General features: G+C 62.8%; 28 protein-coding genes. 27 read left to right on the top strand and 1 reads right to left on the bottom strand.

Annotation, left to right across the window (positions count from 1 at the left end):
* The first annotated feature begins 3 nt into the window (after positions 1-3).
* The 23 genes from rpsS (at position 4) to rplQ (ending at position 10,855) form a co-directional block, all read left to right on the top strand.
* Positions 4-279, top strand: a complete 276-nt coding sequence (gene rpsS, locus HOP59_RS22155; protein ID WP_009098993.1) for a 30S ribosomal protein S19 — start codon at positions 4-6, stop codon at positions 277-279.
* Between the two features lie 18 nt (positions 280-297).
* Positions 298-630, top strand: a complete 333-nt coding sequence (rplV, locus tag HOP59_RS22150; RefSeq protein WP_010626471.1) for a 50S ribosomal protein L22 — start codon at positions 298-300, stop codon at positions 628-630.
* 11 nt (positions 631-641) lie between these two features.
* Positions 642-1,343 carry a 30S ribosomal protein S3 gene (rpsC, locus tag HOP59_RS22145; RefSeq protein WP_010626472.1) on the top strand — a complete coding sequence of 234 codons (702 nt, stop codon included), beginning with the start codon at positions 642-644 and terminating at the stop codon, positions 1,341-1,343.
* 15 nt (positions 1,344-1,358) lie between these two features.
* Positions 1,359-1,772, top strand: a complete 414-nt coding sequence (gene rplP / locus HOP59_RS22140; protein WP_010626473.1) for a 50S ribosomal protein L16 — start codon at positions 1,359-1,361, stop codon at positions 1,770-1,772.
* Complete coding sequence (rpmC, locus tag HOP59_RS22135) at positions 1,772-1,963, top strand: 50S ribosomal protein L29 (RefSeq protein WP_010626474.1); 192 nt, start codon at positions 1,772-1,774, stop codon at positions 1,961-1,963. The genes rplP and rpmC overlap by 1 nt, the downstream gene beginning before the upstream one ends.
* Position 1,964: 1 nt before the next feature.
* Positions 1,965-2,225, top strand: coding sequence for a 30S ribosomal protein S17 (gene rpsQ, locus HOP59_RS22130; protein WP_010626475.1), 261 nt, complete (start codon positions 1,965-1,967; stop codon positions 2,223-2,225).
* A 39-nt stretch (positions 2,226-2,264) separates the two neighbouring features.
* A complete protein-coding gene (gene rplN / locus HOP59_RS22125) occupies positions 2,265-2,636 on the top strand; it encodes a 50S ribosomal protein L14 (protein ID WP_010626476.1) in 372 nt (123 codons plus the stop codon).
* Between the two features lie 14 nt (positions 2,637-2,650).
* Positions 2,651-2,968: a 50S ribosomal protein L24 gene (rplX, locus tag HOP59_RS22120; RefSeq protein ID WP_010626477.1), complete on the top strand. Its 318-nt coding sequence runs from the start codon at positions 2,651-2,653 to the stop codon at positions 2,966-2,968.
* An 18-nt stretch (positions 2,969-2,986) separates the two neighbouring features.
* Positions 2,987-3,526 carry a 50S ribosomal protein L5 gene (gene rplE, locus HOP59_RS22115; RefSeq protein ID WP_010626478.1) on the top strand — a complete coding sequence of 180 codons (540 nt, stop codon included), beginning with the start codon at positions 2,987-2,989 and terminating at the stop codon, positions 3,524-3,526.
* A 10-nt stretch (positions 3,527-3,536) separates the two neighbouring features.
* The gene (gene rpsN / locus HOP59_RS22110; RefSeq protein ID WP_010626479.1) at positions 3,537-3,842 is read left to right on the top strand and encodes a 30S ribosomal protein S14; all 306 of its coding nucleotides are present in this window, start codon (positions 3,537-3,539) and stop codon (positions 3,840-3,842) included.
* 32 nt (positions 3,843-3,874) lie between these two features.
* A complete protein-coding gene (gene rpsH, locus HOP59_RS22105; protein ID WP_010626480.1) occupies positions 3,875-4,267 on the top strand; it encodes a 30S ribosomal protein S8 in 393 nt (130 codons plus the stop codon).
* 9 nt (positions 4,268-4,276) lie between these two features.
* Positions 4,277-4,807 (top strand): 50S ribosomal protein L6, encoded by a 531-nt coding sequence (gene rplF / locus HOP59_RS22100; RefSeq protein ID WP_010626481.1) that lies wholly within the window; start codon positions 4,277-4,279, stop codon positions 4,805-4,807.
* A gap of 9 nt (positions 4,808-4,816) precedes the next feature.
* Positions 4,817-5,167, top strand: a complete 351-nt coding sequence (rplR, locus tag HOP59_RS22095; RefSeq protein WP_010626482.1) for a 50S ribosomal protein L18 — start codon at positions 4,817-4,819, stop codon at positions 5,165-5,167.
* An 11-nt stretch (positions 5,168-5,178) separates the two neighbouring features.
* Positions 5,179-5,679, top strand: coding sequence for a 30S ribosomal protein S5 (gene rpsE / locus HOP59_RS22090; RefSeq protein ID WP_010626483.1), 501 nt, complete (start codon positions 5,179-5,181; stop codon positions 5,677-5,679).
* A 5-nt stretch (positions 5,680-5,684) separates the two neighbouring features.
* Positions 5,685-5,867 carry a 50S ribosomal protein L30 gene (gene rpmD, locus HOP59_RS22085; protein ID WP_010626484.1) on the top strand — a complete coding sequence of 61 codons (183 nt, stop codon included), beginning with the start codon at positions 5,685-5,687 and terminating at the stop codon, positions 5,865-5,867.
* Positions 5,868-5,870: 3 nt separating this feature from the next.
* Positions 5,871-6,305: a 50S ribosomal protein L15 gene (gene rplO, locus HOP59_RS22080; RefSeq protein ID WP_010626485.1), complete on the top strand. Its 435-nt coding sequence runs from the start codon at positions 5,871-5,873 to the stop codon at positions 6,303-6,305.
* The gene (gene secY, locus HOP59_RS22075) at positions 6,306-7,637 is read left to right on the top strand and encodes a preprotein translocase subunit SecY (RefSeq protein WP_026037871.1); all 1,332 of its coding nucleotides are present in this window, start codon (positions 6,306-6,308) and stop codon (positions 7,635-7,637) included.
* A gap of 50 nt (positions 7,638-7,687) precedes the next feature.
* Complete coding sequence (gene rpmJ, locus HOP59_RS22070) at positions 7,688-7,801, top strand: 50S ribosomal protein L36 (protein ID WP_009099023.1); 114 nt, start codon at positions 7,688-7,690, stop codon at positions 7,799-7,801.
* Between the two features lie 122 nt (positions 7,802-7,923).
* Positions 7,924-8,280 carry a 30S ribosomal protein S13 gene (gene rpsM, locus HOP59_RS22065; protein ID WP_010626487.1) on the top strand — a complete coding sequence of 119 codons (357 nt, stop codon included), beginning with the start codon at positions 7,924-7,926 and terminating at the stop codon, positions 8,278-8,280.
* A gap of 39 nt (positions 8,281-8,319) precedes the next feature.
* Positions 8,320-8,706: a 30S ribosomal protein S11 gene (rpsK, locus tag HOP59_RS22060; protein WP_010626488.1), complete on the top strand. Its 387-nt coding sequence runs from the start codon at positions 8,320-8,322 to the stop codon at positions 8,704-8,706.
* 12 nt (positions 8,707-8,718) lie between these two features.
* Entirely contained in the window at positions 8,719-9,339 is a 621-nt protein-coding gene (gene rpsD / locus HOP59_RS22055; RefSeq protein ID WP_010626489.1) for a 30S ribosomal protein S4, read from the top strand.
* Between the two features lie 82 nt (positions 9,340-9,421).
* Positions 9,422-10,420, top strand: a complete 999-nt coding sequence (locus HOP59_RS22050) for a DNA-directed RNA polymerase subunit alpha (RefSeq protein WP_010626490.1) — start codon at positions 9,422-9,424, stop codon at positions 10,418-10,420.
* Positions 10,421-10,459: 39 nt separating this feature from the next.
* The gene (gene rplQ / locus HOP59_RS22045) at positions 10,460-10,855 is read left to right on the top strand and encodes a 50S ribosomal protein L17 (RefSeq protein WP_010626491.1); all 396 of its coding nucleotides are present in this window, start codon (positions 10,460-10,462) and stop codon (positions 10,853-10,855) included.
* 100 nt (positions 10,856-10,955) lie between these two features.
* Here the strand turns inward: rplQ and uvrA are convergent, their stop codons facing one another.
* A complete protein-coding gene (gene uvrA / locus HOP59_RS22040; RefSeq protein ID WP_234255600.1) occupies positions 10,956-13,817 on the bottom strand; it encodes an excinuclease ABC subunit UvrA in 2,862 nt (953 codons plus the stop codon).
* A 165-nt stretch (positions 13,818-13,982) separates the two neighbouring features.
* On the opposite strand from uvrA, the gene HOP59_RS22035 reads away from it, so the two are divergent.
* From HOP59_RS22035 to HOP59_RS22020, 4 genes are all read left to right on the top strand, one after another.
* Positions 13,983-15,371: an MFS transporter gene (locus tag HOP59_RS22035; RefSeq protein ID WP_234255599.1), complete on the top strand. Its 1,389-nt coding sequence runs from the start codon at positions 13,983-13,985 to the stop codon at positions 15,369-15,371.
* 74 nt (positions 15,372-15,445) lie between these two features.
* A complete protein-coding gene (locus tag HOP59_RS22030; protein ID WP_234255598.1) occupies positions 15,446-16,108 on the top strand; it encodes a single-stranded DNA-binding protein in 663 nt (220 codons plus the stop codon).
* A 31-nt stretch (positions 16,109-16,139) separates the two neighbouring features.
* A complete protein-coding gene (locus HOP59_RS22025) occupies positions 16,140-17,033 on the top strand; it encodes a sugar nucleotide-binding protein (RefSeq protein WP_234255597.1) in 894 nt (297 codons plus the stop codon).
* Positions 17,030-17,788, top strand: a complete 759-nt coding sequence (locus HOP59_RS22020) for a lysophospholipid acyltransferase family protein (RefSeq protein ID WP_010626497.1) — start codon at positions 17,030-17,032, stop codon at positions 17,786-17,788. The genes HOP59_RS22025 and HOP59_RS22020 overlap by 4 nt, the downstream gene beginning before the upstream one ends.
* The last annotated feature ends 70 nt before the right edge of the window (positions 17,789-17,858 follow it).

The following is a 17,858-nucleotide window of genomic DNA, read 5'->3' as shown; positions in this document are numbered from 1 at the left end:
GCTGTGCCACGTTCACTGAAGAAAGGTCCTTTTATCGACCTTCATCTGCTGAAGAAGGTTGAGGCTGCAGTGGAGAAGAACGACCGCAAACCGATCAAGACCTGGTCGCGTCGTTCCATGATCCTGCCGAACATGGTTGGGCTCACCATTGCTGTCCATAACGGTCGCCAACACGTCCCGGTGCACGTCTCCGAGGAAATGGTTGGCCACAAGCTGGGCGAATTCGCTGCCACCCGCACCTATCGCGGTCATGCGGCGGACAAGAAAGCCAAACGGTAAGCCAGAGAGGATTGAGAGATGGAAGTCACAGCTAAGCTGCGTGGCGCTCGTTTATCCGCCCAGAAGGCCCGTTTGGTGGCTGACCAGGTGCGCGGTAAGCCTGTCGCCGAGGCGCTCGACCTGCTGACCTTCTCACCGAAGAAGGCTGCCAAGCTGGTCAAGAAAGTGCTGCAGTCCGCCATCGCGAATGCGGAAGAAAACAACGGCATGGATATCGACGAGCTGCGTGTCTCGACCATCTGCGTCGATGAGGGCATGACGCTCAAGCGCATCAAGCCGCGGGCCAAGGGTCGCGCGGATCGCATCCTGAAGCGCACGTGCCACATCACCGTCAAGGTAGCCGAGAAGTAGGAGTCGACCAGATGGGTCAGAAAGTCAATCCGACAGGTATTCGGCTGGGTATCGTCAAGGATCACACCTCGGTGTGGTATGCCGAGCGCGGTGCTTATGCCGACAAGCTGAACAACGACCTCGAAGTGCGTCGCTTCCTCGAGGAGCGTCTGAAGAACGCTTCCGTGAGCAAGATCACTATCGAGCGTCCGGCCAACAACGCCCGTATCACCATTCACACTGCCCGTCCGGGCATCGTGATCGGCAAGAAGGGCGAGGACGTCGACAAGCTGCGTCGCGACGTCACCGCGATGATGGGCGTGCCCGTGCACGTCAACATCGAAGAGGTCCGCAAGCCGGAGCTGGACGCCAAGCTCGTCGCGCAGAACATCGCCGGCCAGCTCGAGCGTCGCGTCATGTTCCGTCGTGCCATGAAGCGTTCCGTGCAGAACGCCATGCGCCTCGGTGCGGGTGGTATCAAGGTGATGCTGTCTGGTCGCCTGGGTGGCGCCGAAATCGCGCGTACCGAGTGGTACCGTGAAGGTCGCGTGCCGCTTCACACCCTGCGTGCGGACATCGATTACGCCACCTTTGAGGCAAAAACCACCTACGGCATCATCGGTGTCAAGGTTTGGGTCTTCAAGGGTGAAATCCTCGGGGGCATCGAAGAGGTCCGCGCCAAGGCCAAGCAACAGCCGCAGGCCGCGCCCTCCAAGAAGAAAGGTTCCAGGTAAGGGGAGAGCGAATCGATGTTACAGCCCAAGCGCATGAAATTCCGCAAGATGATGAAAGGCCGCAACCGTGGCCTGGCGCATCGCGGAAGCAAGATCAGCTTCGGGGAATACGGCCTCAAGGCAACCGGTCGCGGCCGCATCACGGCGCGCCAGATCGAAGCCGGCCGTCGTGCGATCACCCGTCACGTCAAGCGTGGCGGTAAGATCTGGATCCGCGTCTTCCCTGACAAGCCGATTTCCAAGAAGCCACTCGAAGTCCGTATGGGTAAGGGTAAGGGCTCCGTCGAGTACTGGGTCGCACAGATCCAGCCGGGTCGGGTCCTGTATGAAATCGAAGGCGTGTCCGAGGAGCTGGCCCGCGAGGCCTTCACCCTGGCCGCTCAGAAGATGCCCGTGTCCACCACCTTTGTGAAACGGACGGTGATGTGATGAAAGCCCAGGAAATTCGTGAAAAGTCAGTCGAGCAGCTCCAGGAGCAGCTCTTCGAACTCCTCCGCGAGCAGTTCAACCTGCGCATGCAGAAGGCCACCGGCCAGCTCAGCCAGACTCATCTGCTCAAGCAGGTTCGTCGGGACATCGCCCGGGTGAAGACTGTGCTCAACGAGAAGGCAGGTGACTGAGATGGCCGAAGAAAAGAAAGCCCGTACGCTCACCGGCAAGGTGGTGAGCGACAAGATGGACAAGTCCATCGTCGTCATGATCGAGCGCCGCGAGCGTCATCCGATCTATGGCAAGTACGTCAAGCGCTCCACCAAGCTGCACGCCCATGACGAGGCGAACCAGGCCAAGGCCGGCGACACGGTTTCCATCCAGGAATGCCGTCCGCTGTCCAAGAAGAAGGCCTGGACGCTGGTCGAGGTGATCGAGCAGGCCAGGGGCTGAGCTCGGCGAGAGCAGTCAGATTAGGTTTGGAGAAAACCGATGATTCAGACTCAGACAATGCTGGATGTCGCCGACAACAGCGGAGCGCGCCGGGTGCAGTGCATCAAGGTGCTGGGCGGTTCGCACCGCCGCTACGCGCGGGTCGGTGACATCATCAAGGTCACGGTGAAGGAAGCCATTCCGCGTGGCAAGGTCAAGAAAGGCCAGGTCCTCAAGGCGGTGGTGGTTCGTACCCGCAGCGGCGTTCGTCGTTCCGACGGCTCGCTGATCCGCTTCGATGGAAATGCGGCAGTTCTGTTGAACAACACCAACGAACAGCCGATCGGCACCCGTATCTTCGGGCCGGTGACTCGTGAGCTTCGTACCGAGAAGTTCATGAAGATCATTTCCCTGGCGCCTGAAGTGCTGTAAGGAGCGAAGCGGACATGCAAAAGATCAAACGTGACGATGAAGTGATCGTCATCGCCGGCAAGGACAAGGGCAAGCGTGGCACGATCAAGCGCGTCCTCAAGGACGAACGCTTCGTCGTGTCCGGTGTGAACATGATCAAGCGTCACACCAAGCCCAACCCTATGGCGGGCAATCAGGGCGGTATCGTCGAGCGCGAGGCTCCGATTCACGCGTCCAACGTGGCGATCTTCAACTCGGAGACCGGTAAGGCGGATCGCGTCGGCTTCCAGGTTAAGGAAGACGGTACCAAGGTACGTATCTACAAGTCGACGCAGACGCAGATCGACGCCTAACGCGAGTCGGGTAGCAAAATGGCGAACTTGAAAGAACGTTATCAGAACGAGGTGGTGGCTCAGCTCAAAGAGCAGTTCAGCTACGCCAACGTGATGCAGGTGCCGCGGATCACCAAGGTGACCCTCAACATGGGCATCGGTGACGCGACCAGCGACAAGAAGCTGATCGAGAATGCCATCGGCGACCTGGAGAAGCTCTCCGGTCAGAAGCCGCTGGTGACCAAGGCACGCAAGTCCATCGCGGGCTTCAAGGTGCGCGAAGGTTGGCCGATCGGCATCAAGGTGACCCTGCGCTCCGAGCGCATGTGGGAATTCCTCGATCGTCTGGTCAACATCGCGATCCCCCGCGTACGTGACTTCCGTGGTCTCAACCCGAAGTCCTTCGACGGTCGCGGCAACTACTCCATGGGTGTGCGTGAGCAGATCATCTTCCCGGAGATCGAATATGATAAGATCGACCGGATTCGTGGTCTGGATGTCACCATCACCACTACTGCCAACACCGACGAGGAAGGTCGTGCGCTGCTGAGCGCGCTGAACTTCCCGTTCAAGAAATAAGGGTGGGATCATGGCAAAGAAGAGCATGATTGAACGCGAGCTCAAGCGCACCAAGCTGGTCGAGAAGTATGCGGCCCGCCGTGCCGAGCTCAAGGCGATCATCCAGAGCGTGAATTCTTCCGACGAAGAGCGCTTCGAGGCGACGCTGAAACTGCAGCAGTTGCCGCGCGACTCCAGCCCGGTGCGTCAGCGTAACCGCTGCCGCATCACTGGTCGCCCGCACGGCTACTACAACAAGTTCGGCCTCGGCCGTAACAAGCTGCGTGAAGCCGCCATGCGTGGCGAGGTCCCTGGACTGAAGAAGTCCAGCTGGTAAGCCGCCACGGAAACATCAGGAGCGCAACGTAAATGAGCATGCAAGATACTCTGGCGGATATGTTCACCCGTATCCGCAATGCGCAGATGGCCACCAAGGAGACGGTTACCATGCCGTCCTCCAAGCTCAAGGTCGAGGTGGCCCGCGTATTGAAGGAAGAGGGTTACATCAACGACTTCGCGGTCGCTGAAGGTACCAAGCCCGAGCTGACCGTGACCCTCAAGTACTTCGAGGGCAAGCCGGTCATCGAGCACCTGCAGCGGGTGTCCAAGCCGTCCCTGCGCCAGTACAAGGGCAAGAGTGAACTGCCCAAGGTGGCGGATGGCATGGGTGTGGCGATCGTCACCACCTCCAAGGGCGTGATGACCGACCGTGCCGCTCGTCAGGCGGGCGTCGGTGGCGAAGTCATCTGCACCGTATTCTAGGAGTCTGGAATGTCCCGCGTAGCCAAATATCCGGTTAAAGTGCCCGCCGGCGTCGACGTCAAACTCGACGGCGACCAGCTGACCGCCAAGGGCGGTCAGGGCACGCTGTCGCTGACCGTTCACCCGGACGTGGTCATCGCTCAGGAAGAGGGTCAGCTGACCTTCAAGCCGAGCGAGAGCGCCAAGTCCTGGGCCATGGTCGGTACCACACGAGCTCTGGTCCAGAACCTGGTCACCGGCGTCTCTGAGGGCTTTACCAAGACCCTCGAAATCGTTGGCGTCGGCTATCGTGCCCAGGCAAGTGGCCAGACGCTGAATCTGTCACTGGGCTTCTCTCACCCGGTCGAGTACTCCCTGCCCAAGGGTGTTACGGCGGAAACGCCGAAGAACACCGTCATCGTGCTGAAGAGCGCGGACAAGCAGATGCTCGGTCAGGTGGCTGCGGAGATCCGCGCCTTCCGTCCGCCCGAGCCCTACAAGGGCAAGGGTGTGCGCTACGCCGACGAGCAGGTGCGTCGCAAAGAAGCCAAGAAGAAGTAAGGCAGGGTTATGAACGCGAAGAAAGAATCTCGTCTCCGTCGTGCCCGCCGCGCTCGTGCCAAGATGCGCGAGCTGGGCGTGTTTCGCCTGTGCGTCAACCGTACCCCGCGTCACATCTATGCGCAGATCATCTCGCCGGATGGTGGCAAGGTGCTGGCCAGCGCTTCCACGCTGGACAAGGACCTGCGTGCGGGTGCGACCGGTAATGCTGACGCCGCCGCCAAGGTGGGTGCGCTGATTGCCGAACGTGCCAAGCAGGCTGGCATCACCCAGGTGGCCTTCGATCGTGCCGGTTACAAGTACCACGGCCGCGTCAAGGCCCTGGCCGACGCCGCACGTGAAGGCGGCCTGGAATTCTAAAGGGTTTTACGATGGCGAAGAACGAACAGAACACCGGCGACCTGCAGGAAAAGCTCGTGCAGGTCAACCGTGTCGCCAAGGTGGTCAAAGGTGGTCGTATTTTCGGCTTCACCGCGCTGACCGTCGTTGGCGACGGCAATGGTCGTGTCGGCTTCGGTCGTGGCAAGGCGCGTGAAGTGCCGGTCGCGATTCAGAAGGCCATGGACCAGGCGCGCCGCAACATGGTCAAGGTGAGCCTCAAGGGTCACACCCTGCAGTACCCGGTCAAGGCCCGTCACGGTGCCTCCAAGGTGTACATGCAGCCGGCCTCCGAAGGTACCGGGATCATCGCCGGCGGCGCCATGCGCTCCGTGCTCGAGCTGGCCGGCGTCCATGACGTCCTGGCCAAGTGCTACGGCTCCACCAATCCGGTCAACGTGGTGCGCGCGACCGTCAAGGGTCTCGCCTCCATGCAGTCGCCGGAAGACATCGCCGCCAAGCGCGGTCTGTCTGTCGAAGCGATCACGGGGTAACTACCATGGCAGCCACACTCAAGGTAACCCAGATCCGTAGCACCATCGGCACTCTGCCCAAGCACAAGGCTACTATGAAGGGCCTGGGCCTGCGCCGCATCGGTCATACGGTCGAGCTGGAAGACACCCCTGCCGTGCGCGGCATGATCCACAAGGTCAACTACCTTGTGCGGGTAGAGGGAGAGTAATCCATGAAACTCAACACGCTGAGCCCGGCACCGGGTTCCAAGCACGCCGAGAAGCGCGTCGGCCGTGGCATCGGTTCCGGTCTGGGTAAGACCGGTGGCCGTGGCCACAAGGGTCAGAAGTCGCGTAGCGGCGGCACCGTGAAGCCCGGTTTCGAGGGTGGTCAGATGCCGCTGCAGCGGCGCCTGCCCAAGTTCGGCTTCACTTCCATGAAGTCGCTGGTCTCCGAAGAGGTGCGCCTGAGCGAGCTGGCCAAGGTCGAGGGTGACGAAGTCACTCTGGAGACCCTGAAGCAGGCCAACGTGCTCAAGGACGCTACTCTGCACGCGAAGATCATTCTTTCCGGCGACGTCAACAAGGCGGTCACCGTTCGCGGCGTCAAGGTCACCAAGGGTGCCCGTGCCGCGATCGAAGCTGCCGGCGGCAAGGTAGAGGACTAAATGGCCAAGTCAGGAAACATGCCGGCGATGGGCAGCGGTCTGAGTGAACTGTGGGCGCGTCTGCGCTTCGTGCTCCTCGCCATCGTGGTGTACCGTATCGGTGCCCATATTCCCGTTCCCGGTATCAATCCTGACCAGCTTGCTGCCTTGTTCAGGGAGCAGCAGGGCACCATCCTGGGCATGTTCAACATGTTCTCGGGTGGCGCCCTGGAGCGCATGAGTATCATGGCGCTGGGCATCATGCCCTACATCTCCGCGTCGATCATCATGCAGCTGCTGACCGCAGTCTCGCCCCACCTCGAGCAGTTGAAGAAGGAGGGCGAGGCCGGTCGCCGCAAGATCAGCCAGTACACCCGCTACGGTACCGTGCTGCTGGCCTTCGTCCAGGCCACCGGCATGTCGGTGGGTCTGGCCAGCCAGGGCATCGCCTATAGCGCTGACTTCAGCTTCTATTTCACTGCCATCGTCACCTTCGTGTCGGGTGCAGTGTTCCTGATGTGGCTGGGCGAGCAGATCACCGAAAAGGGTATCGGCAACGGTATCTCGCTGCTGATCTTCGCCGGTATCGTCGCAGGCCTGCCGGGTGCGGTGGGACAGGCGTTCGAGCTGGCCCGCAACGAAGGCGCGTGGAACGTGCTGCCGCTGCTGGCTCTCTCCGTGCTGGGCGTGGCGACCGTGGCCTTCGTGGTCTTCATCGAACGCGGCCAGCGCCGTATCACGGTGAACTATCCGCGGCGTCAGGTCGGCAACAAGATGTATGCCGGGCAGAGCAGTTATCTGCCGCTGAAGGTGAACATGGCGGGTGTGATTCCGCCGATCTTCGCTTCCAGCATCCTGCTGTTCCCTGCCTCCATCGGCCAGTGGGTCGGAGCGGGCGACGGCATGGAGTGGTTGCAGCGTGCCTCCCAGGCCCTGGGCCCGGGACAGCCGCTCTACATCTTGCTTTTCGGCGCGGCGGTGATATTCTTCTGCTTCTTTTACACAGCACTGGTCTTCAATCCCAAGGATGTCGCTGACAACCTCAAGAAGTCAGGGGCCTTCCTCCCGGGTATTCGTCCTGGTGAGCAGACCGCTCGCTATGTCGACAAGGTCATGACCCGTCTGACCCTGTGCGGCGCCCTGTACATCACTGCGGTTTCCTTGATGCCCCAGTTCCTGATCGTGGCGTGGAACGTGCCGTTCTTCTTCGGCGGTACCGCGCTGCTGATCATCGTGGTGGTCATCATGGACTTCATGGCCCAGGTGCAGTCGCATCTCATGTCGCACCAGTACGAGTCGGTGATGAAGAAGTCCAACCTGAAAGGCTATGGCAGCGGCGGCATCATGCGCTGAGTGGCGCTGCCGGTGACAAGGCGCGCCGCGCCGATTTTGGAGAAGGAACGATGAAAGTTCGAGCTTCCGTCAAGAAGATGTGCCGTAACTGCAAGATCATTCGGCGCAATGGCGCGGTTCGCGTCATCTGCATCGAGCCGCGGCACAAGCAGCGCCAGGGTTGATTCTGGCGTTTGTGAATAAGTGGTGCCGGCATACCCCTTGCCCTGAGATGGGTAAAGGGGTATGCTGTTGCGCCTTTTGTAGTAACTAATCGAGCAAGCCGCTCAAATTTCGGAGAAAGCTGATGGCCCGTATTGCAGGCGTCAATATCCCGGACAACAAGCATGCGGCGATCTCGCTGACCTATATCTTCGGGATTGGCCGCACGCGTGCACAGGAAATCTGTGCCGCTACCGGCATCGCGCCGACCACCAAGATCCAGGAGCTCTCTTCTGAAGAAGTAGATGCCCTGCGTGCAGAGGTCGGCAAGTACACCGTGGAAGGTGACCTTCGTCGTGATGTGACGCTGAACATCAAGCGTCTCATGGACCTGGGTTGCTATCGTGGTCTGCGTCATCGTCGTAGTCTTCCGCTGCGTGGTCAGCGGACCAAGACTAACGCGCGCACCCGTAAGGGCCCGCGTAAGCCGATCCGCAAGTAACACGCACGTTCTGGCGTAAAGACAGGAATAGACATCAACATGGCTAACCCGCGTAGCAACCGTAAAAAGGTTAAAAAGCAGGTAGTGGACGCCGTTGCGCACATCCACGCCTCTTTTAACAACACGATCGTGACGATCACAGACCGCCAGGGCAATGCTCTCTCTTGGGCAACTGCCGGTGGTTCGGGTTTTCGTGGTTCTCGCAAGAGCACCCCGTTCGCTGCTCAAGTGGCAAGCGAACGTGCAGCGACCGCTGCAGCCGAGTATGGTGTGAAAAACGTCGACGTGCTGGTCAAGGGCCCCGGTCCTGGCCGTGAATCCGCCGTGCGCGCTCTGAGCGCCGCCGGCTTCCGCGTGCAGAGCATCACTGACGCGACGCCCATTCCCCACAATGGCTGCCGTCCGCCGAAGAAACGCCGCGTTTAAGGAGACAGATTCATGGCTCGTTATATTGGACCGAAGTGCAAACTGTCTCGTCGTGAAGGCACCGACCTCTTCCTCAAGAGTGGTGTGACTCCCTTCGAGAAGAAGTGCAAATCCGAGCAGATTCCGGGTGTGCACGGCCAGCGCCGTCAGCGTCTTTCCGACTACGGCTTGCAGCTTCGCGAGAAGCAAAAAGTGCGTCGTATCTACGGCGTACTCGAAAAGCAGTTCCGCAGCTACTACAAGGAGGCCGCCCGTCGCTCCGGCGCCACCGGCGAAGTCCTGCTGCAGCTGCTCGAATCCCGACTGGACAACGTCGTCTACCGCATGGGCTTCGGCTCCACTCGTTCCGAGGCACGCCAGCTGGTGAGCCACAAGGCGATCGCGGTCAACGGCCGCACCGTCAACGTGGCTTCCTATCAGGTCAAGCCCGGTGACGTGGTTTCCGTTCGCGAGAAGGCGAAGAACCAGGCGCGCATCCAGAGTGCTCTCTCCATCGCTGCCAACCGTGGCGACGTCGCCTGGATCGAGGTCGACGCGAAGAAGATGGAAGGCACCTTCAAGGCTATCCCGGAGCGCGGCGATCTGTCGGCCGACATCAACGAAAACCTGATCGTCGAGCTGTACTCGAAGTAAGCGTCGCTGACCGCGTCGCGCCGGCCCCTCGGGGCCGGCAGCGAGTACCGAGTAACCGTTAGGCAGCCTCAAAGGTGTAGTTATGCAGCGTTCAGTGACAGAGTTTCTCCGTCCGCGCGATATCAAGGTCGAAGAGATCAGCGCGCATCACGCGAAGATCGTGCTCGAGCCGTTCGAGCGTGGCTTTGGCCATACCCTGGGCAATGCGCTGCGTCGCATTCTGCTCTCGTCCATGCCCGGCTGCGCCGTGGTGGAAGTCGAGATCGCAGGTGTCGAGCATGAGTACAGCGCGATCGAGGGTGTTCAGGAAGACGTCATCGAGATTCTCCTGAACCTCAAGGACGTGGCCATCCGCATGCACAGTCGCGACGAGGCAGTGCTCTCGCTGAACAAGCAGGGCCCGGCCGTGGTGACCGCGGGCGACATCGTCCTCGATCACGACGTCGAGATCGTCAACCCGGAGCATGTCATCGCTCACGTCAACGAGGGTGCCGAGCTCAAGATGCAGCTCAAGATCGCTCGTGGCCGTGGCTATGAGCCGGCTGATGCTCGTGTTGGTGCCGACGATGAGTCGCGTGCCATCGGTCGCCTGCAGCTGGATGCCACCTTCAGCCCCGTGCGTCGCGTCTCGTATGCCGTCGATGCCGCTCGTGTCGAGCAGCGTACCGACCTGGACAAGCTGATCATCGACCTGGAAACCGACGGCACCCTGGATCCGGAAGAGGCCATCCGTCGCAGCGCCACCATCCTGCAGGAGCAGCTGGCAGCGTTCGTCGACCTGGAAGCCGACAAGGAGCAGGAGATCGAGGAGGAAGAGGATCACGTCGATCCGATCCTGCTGCGCCCCGTAGACGATCTCGAGTTGACCGTCCGCAGTGCCAACTGCCTGAAGGCCGAGAACATCTACTACATCGGCGACTTGATTCAGCGCACCGAAGTCGAGCTGCTCAAGACGCCGAACCTCGGCAAGAAGTCTTTGAACGAAATCAAGGACGTGTTGGCTGCTCGCGGTCTTTCCCTCGGCATGCGGCTGGAGAACTGGCCGCCGGCGAGCCTGAAGGACGACAAGGCCTCTGCGTGAGCGTCGACTCGAGTCCCAGTTTGGTAAGGAATTGCAACCATGCGTCATCGTAAGAGTGGTCGTCATCTGAATCGCACCAGCTCGCATCGCCAGGCCATGTTCAAGAACATGAGCGTGTCGCTGATCGAGCATGAAGTGATCAAGACAACCCTGCCCAAGGCCAAGGAGCTGCGTCGCGTCATCGAGCCGCTGATCACCCTGGCCAAGCAGGACAGCGTCGCCAATCGTCGTCTGGCCTTCAGCCGCACCCGCTCCAAAGAAGCGGTCGGCAAGCTCTTCAACGAGCTGGGTCCGCGTTACGCCGAGCGTCCGGGCGGTTACGTCCGTATCCTCAAGTGCGGTTTCCGCACCGGCGACAACGCCCCCATGGCCTTCGTCGAACTCGTTGACCGTCCGGTCGTCGAGGAGGTCGAGGAAGCCGCAGCCGAGGAGTGATCCCCGGCGGCGGGCCCGGCCCGGCAATGCTGTAGCGGTAGATACGAAAAACCCGGCTTCTCACGAAGCCGGGTTTTTTTGCTGTAGCGCTGTGGCGGTGCTATTTGGACGTTGCCAGCTCGGCCTGCTGGCTCCTGGCCCGCTCCAGCAATGGCTTGAGGAAGCGCCCGGTGTGGGAGACTTCCATCTCGGCGACCTGCTCCGGTGTGCCCTCGGCGATGATGCGCCCGCCGCCGGAGCCGCCCTCGGGGCCGAGATCGACGATCCAGTCGGCGGTCTTGATCACGTCGAGGTTGTGCTCGATCACCACGATGGTGTTGCCGTGGTCGCGCAGACGGTGAAGCACGGCGAGCAGCTGCCGAATGTCCTCGAAGTGCAGCCCGGTGGTGGGCTCGTCGAGGATGTATAGCGTCTTGCCGGTGTCGCGCTTGGCCAGCTCGCGGGCCAGCTTGACCCGCTGGGCTTCACCGCCGGAGAGCGTGGTGGCGCTCTGGCCCAGACGGATGTAGGAAAGTCCAACATCGAGCAGGGTCTGCAGGCGACGGGCGATGGCCGGCACCGGACTGAAGAATTCCAGCGCTTCCTCCACGGTCATTTCGAGCACCTCGTCGATGCTCTTGCCCTTGTACTCGATCTCCAGCGTCTCGCGGTTGTAGCGCTTGCCCTTGCACACGTCGCAGGGCACGTAGATGTCGGGCAGGAAGTGCATCTCGACCTTGATCATGCCCTCGCCCTGGCACGCCTCGCAGCGTCCGCCCTTGACGTTGAACGAGAAGCGCCCCGGCTTGTAGCCGCGCGAGCGGGCCTCCTGGGTACCGGCGAAGAGCTCGCGGATCGGCGTGAAGATGCCGGTATAGGTGGCCGGGTTGGAGCGCGGCGTACGCCCGATGGGGCTCTGATCGATGTCGATCACCTTGTCGAGCTGATCGAGCCCTTCGATGTGCTCATAGGGCGCCGGGGTCAGGGTGGTAGCGTGATTGAGCTCACGGGCGGCAATCGGCATCAGGGTCGAGTTGATCAGCGTCGACTTGCCCGAACCGGAGACACCCGTGACGCAGATGAACAGCCCCAGTGGCAGGGTCAGGCTGACATTGCGCAGGTTGTTGCCGTGGGCGCCGGTCAGCCGCAGCTGCTTCTCCGGGTTGCCGGGGATGCGCCACTTGGGCACCTCGATGCGGCGCTTGCCCGATAGGTACTGGCCGGTGAGCGAGTGGTCGCTGGCCATCACCGCTTCCGGCGTGCCCTGGGCAACGATACGTCCGCCGTGTACGCCGGCGCCGGGGCCGATGTCGAGTACGTGGTCGGCGGCACGGATGGCGTCCTCGTCATGCTCGACCACGATCACGGTGTTGCCCAGGTCGCGCAGGTGGATCAGGGTCTTGAGCAGGCGGTCGTTGTCACGCTGATGCAGGCCGATGGAGGGCTCGTCGAGGATGTACATCACGCCCACCAGGCCGGCGCCGATCTGGCTGGCCAGGCGAATGCGCTGGGCCTCGCCGCCGGAGAGGGTCTCGGCGCTGCGCTCCAGGTTGAGATAGTCGAGGCCGACGTTGACCAGGAACTCCAGCCGGGCGTGGATCTCGTTGATCACCTTCTGGGCGATCTCGCCCTTGCGCCCCGGTAGGGTCAGCCGCTGGAAGTAGTCCCATGCTTCGCCGATGGGCAGCTGCACGATCTGCGGCAGGGTATGTTCGTCGACGAAGACGTGGCGGGACTCCTTGCGCAGGCGCGAGCCGTGACAGCTGGGGCAGGGGCGGTCAGCGATGTAGCGCGCCAGCTCCTCGCGCACCATGCTCGATTCGGTTTCGCGGTAGCGTCGCTGCATGTTGGGCAGCACGCCCTCGAAGGGGTGCTCGCGGGTCACGCGGCGGCCGCGGTCGTTGACGTAGCTGAAGGCGATCTCGTCGTCGCCGCTGCCGTAGAGAATCAGCTCCTTCTCGTGGCGGGCCAGGTCCTGCCACGGTGTCTCGAGGGTGAAGCGGTAGTGATCTGCCACTGCCTGCAGCTGGCTGAAGTAGTAGACGCTGCGCCGGTCCCAGCCCTTGATCACGCCTTCGGCCAGGGACAGCTCCGGGTGGCTGATCAGCTTGTCGGGGTCGAATACCTGTTGTACGCCCAGGCCGTCGCAGGTGGGGCAGGCGCCGGCCGGGTTGTTGAACGAGAACATGCGCGGCTCGAGTTCGGCAATGGCGTAGCCGCACACCGGGCAGGCGAAGCGCGCCGAGAAGGTGATGTCCTCGGCCTCGCCATCCATGAAGTGCACCACGGCGATGCCGTCGGCCAGGTTGAGCGCAGTCTCGAACGATTCCGCCAGGCGCTGCTGGAGCCCCTCGCGCACCTTGATGCGATCCACCACCACGCTGATATCGTGCTTCTTGTTCTTGTCCAGCGGTGCGATGTCGTCGAGCTCCAGCGCCTGACCGTCGACCATCACCCGCACGAAGCCCTGGGCGCGCAGCTCGGCGAGCAGCTGCAGGTGCTCGCCCTTGCGGCCCTTGACCACCGGCGCCAGCAGCATCAGTTTGCTGCCCTCGGGTAGGGCCAGCACCTGATCGACCATTTGCGAAATGGTGCTGGCCTCGAGATCCTCGCCGTGTTCGGGGCAGCGCGGCGTGCCGGCGCGGGCGAACAGCAGGCGCAGGTAGTCGTAGATCTCGGTGATGGTGCCGACCGTGGAGCGCGGGTTGTGAGAGGTCGATTTCTGCTCGATGGAGATCGCCGGCGACAGCCCCTCGATGTGGTCGACGTCGGGTTTCTCCATCATCGACAGGAACTGGCGGGCATAGGTGGAGAGCGATTCCACGTAGCGCCTTTGGCCCTCGGCGTAGAGCGTGTCGAAGGCCAGTGACGACTTGCCCGAACCGGAGAGCCCGGTCACCACGATCAGACTGTCGCGGGGCAGCTCGACGTCGATCTGCTTGAGGTTGTGGGTGCGTGCACCCCTGACCACGATCCTGTCCATTCCCACCTCATGGCACGCTGGCAAAACCTCGATTATACGCCTGCGACGCAATGCGCGCCAAAGCGCCGCTGGTCGGAACGTTTCCTGTAGGGACCGGAATCGTTAGAATAGTCGGCTCATCTCGAGGGCCTCGGCCCGCCTACCCATGGAATCGTCTGACTCCCTATGCGCAAGCTCTCTGGACTGCTGCTAGCCTCCGAACGGCGAGCCATCACCGGCCTGGCCGGCCTGTATGCCACGCGCATGCTGGGGCTGTTCATGGTGCTGCCGGTACTGGCGTTGTATGCCGACGAGCTGGTCGGCGCCACGCCGCTGCTGGTGGGGGTGGCACTGGGCGTGTACGGCTTGACCCAGGCGGTGCTGCAGATCCCCTTCGGCCTGCTCTCCGACCGTCTGGGACGCAAGCCGGTGATCGCTGCCGGGCTGCTGCTGTTCGTGATCGGCAGCGTGGTGGCGGCCAATGCCGATTCCATCGGCGGGGTGATCCTGGGGCGCTGCCTGCAGGGCAGCGGGGCGGTGGCGGCGGCGATCATGGCACTGTTGGCCGATCAGACCCGCGAGCAGGTGCGCACCGCGGCCATGGCCACCATCGGTCTCTCCATCGGCGTGGCCTTTGCCGTGGCCATGGTGCTGGGCCCCTGGCTGGCCGCGACGTTCGGTCTCTCATCGGTGTTCTGGTTCACCGCCATGCTCGCCGCGCTGGGGTTGGTGGTATTGTGGAAGCTGGTGCCGCCGGCGCCGCGTCGGCTGCGTCATCGCGATGTGGGCATCGACCGCCGGCAGCTGAACGCCATTCTCACCCGCGCCGACCTGTGGCGGCTGGACCTGTCGATCTTCGCCCTGCACTTGGTGCTGATGGCGATTTTCGTTGCCGTGCCGTTTCGCCTGGTCGAGGCGGGCATCGAGGCCGAGCGTCATGGTCTGACCTATCTCGGCATCATGGCGCTGGCTTTCGTCGGCATGGTGCCGTTGGTGGTCATCGCCGAGAAGCGTCAGCGCATGCGCGGCATGAGCCTGACGGCGATCGCGGCGATCGGCGCAAGCCTGGTCGGGCTGGCCGTCTTCGGTGGTGGCTGGGCGCTGTTCGCCTGGCTGCTGCTGTTCTTCGTGGCGTTCAACCTGCTGGAGGCGATGCTGCCTTCGATGTTGAGCAAGCTGGCACCGGCCGGGGCCAAGGGCACGGCAATGGGCGTCTACTCCACCAGTCAGTTCCTGGGCGCCTTCTTCGGTGGCGTGCTGGGGGGCTTTCTGGCTCAGCAGTGGGGGCTGGCGGCGGTGTTCGCCGGCAGCGCCACGCTGGTCGGCATCTGGTGGCTGCTGATGCTGGGCATGCCCACCGTACCGCATCTGTCCAGCGAGGTGGTGGCGCTCGACGACGACCAGCACGGGGATGCTCTCGACACGCTGATGACGAGCTTTGCCGACGTGGCCGGCGTTGAGGACGTGATGGTCGTTCCCGAGGAGCGAGTGGCGTATCTTAAGGTGGATCGGCAGCGCCTCGATGAGGATGCCCTGGCGCGTCTGATCCGCTCGAGTCGTAACCGGGGCGGCTAGTCTGTCGCTCGGGCGCAGCTCCGATCGGCCGTTCCATTACAATGCACATGTTCATTTGATAAAGGGAGTCCAGCATGGCCCGTGGCGTCAACAAGGTCATACTCATCGGCAACCTGGGGCAGGATCCCGAGGTGCGATTCATGCCGTCCGGCAGTCCCGTCGCCAACCTGCGCGTCGCCACTACCGACACTTGGACCGACAAGCAGAGCGGCCAGCGCCAGGAGCGTACCGAGTGGCACTCGGTGGTACTGTTCAACCGCCTGGCCGAGATCGCTCAGCAGTATCTGAAGAAGGGCTCTCGGGTCTATCTCGAAGGGCGCCTGCAGACGCGCAAGTGGCAGGGGCAGGACGGTCAGGACCGCTATACCACCGAGATCGTCTGCAACGACATGCAGATGCTCGATACCCGTGGCGGCGAGTTCGGCGGTCAGGGTGCCGGCATGCCGCAGCAAGGTGGTGGCATGCAGCAGCAGGGCGGCGGCTACGGGGCGCCTCAGGGCGCGCCCATGCCGCAACAGGGCGGCTATGGCGCCCCGCCGGCTCAGGGCGGCGGCTTCGGCAACAATGCGCCGCAGCAGGGCGGCTATGGCGGCGGCCAGCCCCAGCAGCGCCCGCCGGCACAGGGCGGTCAGCCTCAGCAGGGCGGCCAGCCTCAGCAGGGCGGTCAGAAGCAGAACAACTACGGTGCCCCCGACCCGGGCAGCTTCGACGATTTCGACGACGAGATCCCGTTCTGACGCTGCCCGTCCCAGGCTGCCGGAGGCTATCGTGAAGCTGTTGGTACTGGATGCCGGCCACTGCCTCAACCTGGCGTTGGCCAGGCTGGCGCATCGGCGTAGCGACACCGAGCTCGTCATCGAGCCCGGTTTGAACATCGATGCCGCGCTGCTGCGCGAGGTGGCTCCTGCGGCGGTGATCATTCCGCCGCTCTCGGCGCCGATGGAGATCGAGCCGGCCGCCGTCGTGGCGCATGGCGAGGGAGTGGACGCCTGCCTGGCAGCGTGCCGCGAGACCGATACGCCGCTGGTCTGGTGTGTATCCGACCAGCTCTACCAGGACGGCTTCGAAACGCCCATCGACGAGCATGTGATTCCGGCACCCCGCGACGAAAGCTTGCGTCGCCTGATCGCCATCGGCGATCGCATCCGTGCTGGCCATCCGCGCCATCTGATCGTGCGGCTGGGGCCGTTGTTCGCCCTGGAGGGCGGGCATGCCTGGCTCAGCGGTGTGATCGACAGCCTGGTTAGCGGGGAAGAGGTGCGGGCGGCGCAGGACGTGATCTTTTGTCCCACTGCCGCCGACGCCGTGGCCATGGCGCTGGTCGGCATGCTGCACCAGCTGACCTGTGGCTCGAGCGCCTGGGGCGCCTACCACTTGGCAGGCACGGAGCCGGTCAGCGCTTACACCTTCACCACCATGGTGCGCACCCAGCTGTCGACCCGGCTCGAGGGGCTGGGGGAGCAGATCGAGCTGGGCGAGGTGAAGGCGCTCAAGCATCATCATGACCAGCCGCTGCGACGAGTGCTCAACTGTCGACGGGTGCTGGAGGCGTTCGGCGTGCATCAGAAACCCTGGCGCCTGGAAGTGGGACGTCTGCTCGATGAGTGGTGCCAGGCGCGCCGCGCCAGCCGACTCGATGAAGAGGGCGGCACGACCCCATGAATGTGTTGCGCAGTCTGCTGTTCTATGTTGGTTACTTTCTTGCCATTCTGGTTTTCGGTGCGCTGTTGCTGCCTGTGGCGCCGCTGCTGGCGTTGCCGGCGCGCTATCGGCTGCTCAATCTCTACAATCATTTCCTGACCGCCTGGTTTCGCTGGACCTGTGGTGTGACCTATCGGGTCCGTGGCCGAGAGCATCTACCTGATGGGCCCTGCGTGATATTGGCCAATCACCAGTGCGAGTGGGAGACCATCTTCCTGCAGATTCTCAAGCCACCGGTGTGCACGGTACTCAAGCAGGAGTTGTTGCGTATTCCGCTGTTCGGTTGGGGGCTCAGGCTGCTACACCCCATCGGGCTCGACCGCTCGAAGCCGGCGCGGGCCATGCGCCAGGTGCTGAGCCAGGGGGTGGCGCGACTGCAGGAGGGGCTGTCGGTATTGATCTTTCCCGAGGGCACTCGGGTGGATCCGGGCCAGCGGCGGCGTTACAACAAGAGCGGTGCCGTCATCGCCTGTCGCGCCGGTGTCCCGGTGGTGCCGGTGGCGCACAATGCCGGCGAGCGCTGGCCGGGGCGGCAGTGGGTGAAGAATCCGGGAGTGCTCAACGTGGTGGTGGGCGAACCCATTGTGACCGAAGGGCGTACGCCCGAGGAAGTGCTGAAAGAGGTCGAAGCCTGGATCGAGGCGCGCCTGGCCGAGATTTCCGAAGTGCCGCGCCCGGCCGATGCCAAGCCCGCCGTGGGGGCCAGCGTCGACTGAGCGCTGTCGCCTGGCTTACGCAAAAGGCGCCCTGAGGAGGGCGCCTTTTGCGTTGGCCGTGGGCGTGAGC

The sequence above is a fragment of the Billgrantia aerodenitrificans genome (genome assembly GCF_021404405.1).
GTDB lineage: Bacteria > Pseudomonadota > Gammaproteobacteria > Pseudomonadales > Halomonadaceae > Halomonas > Halomonas aerodenitrificans.
This window is presented reverse-complemented; position numbering and strand designations above follow the sequence as displayed.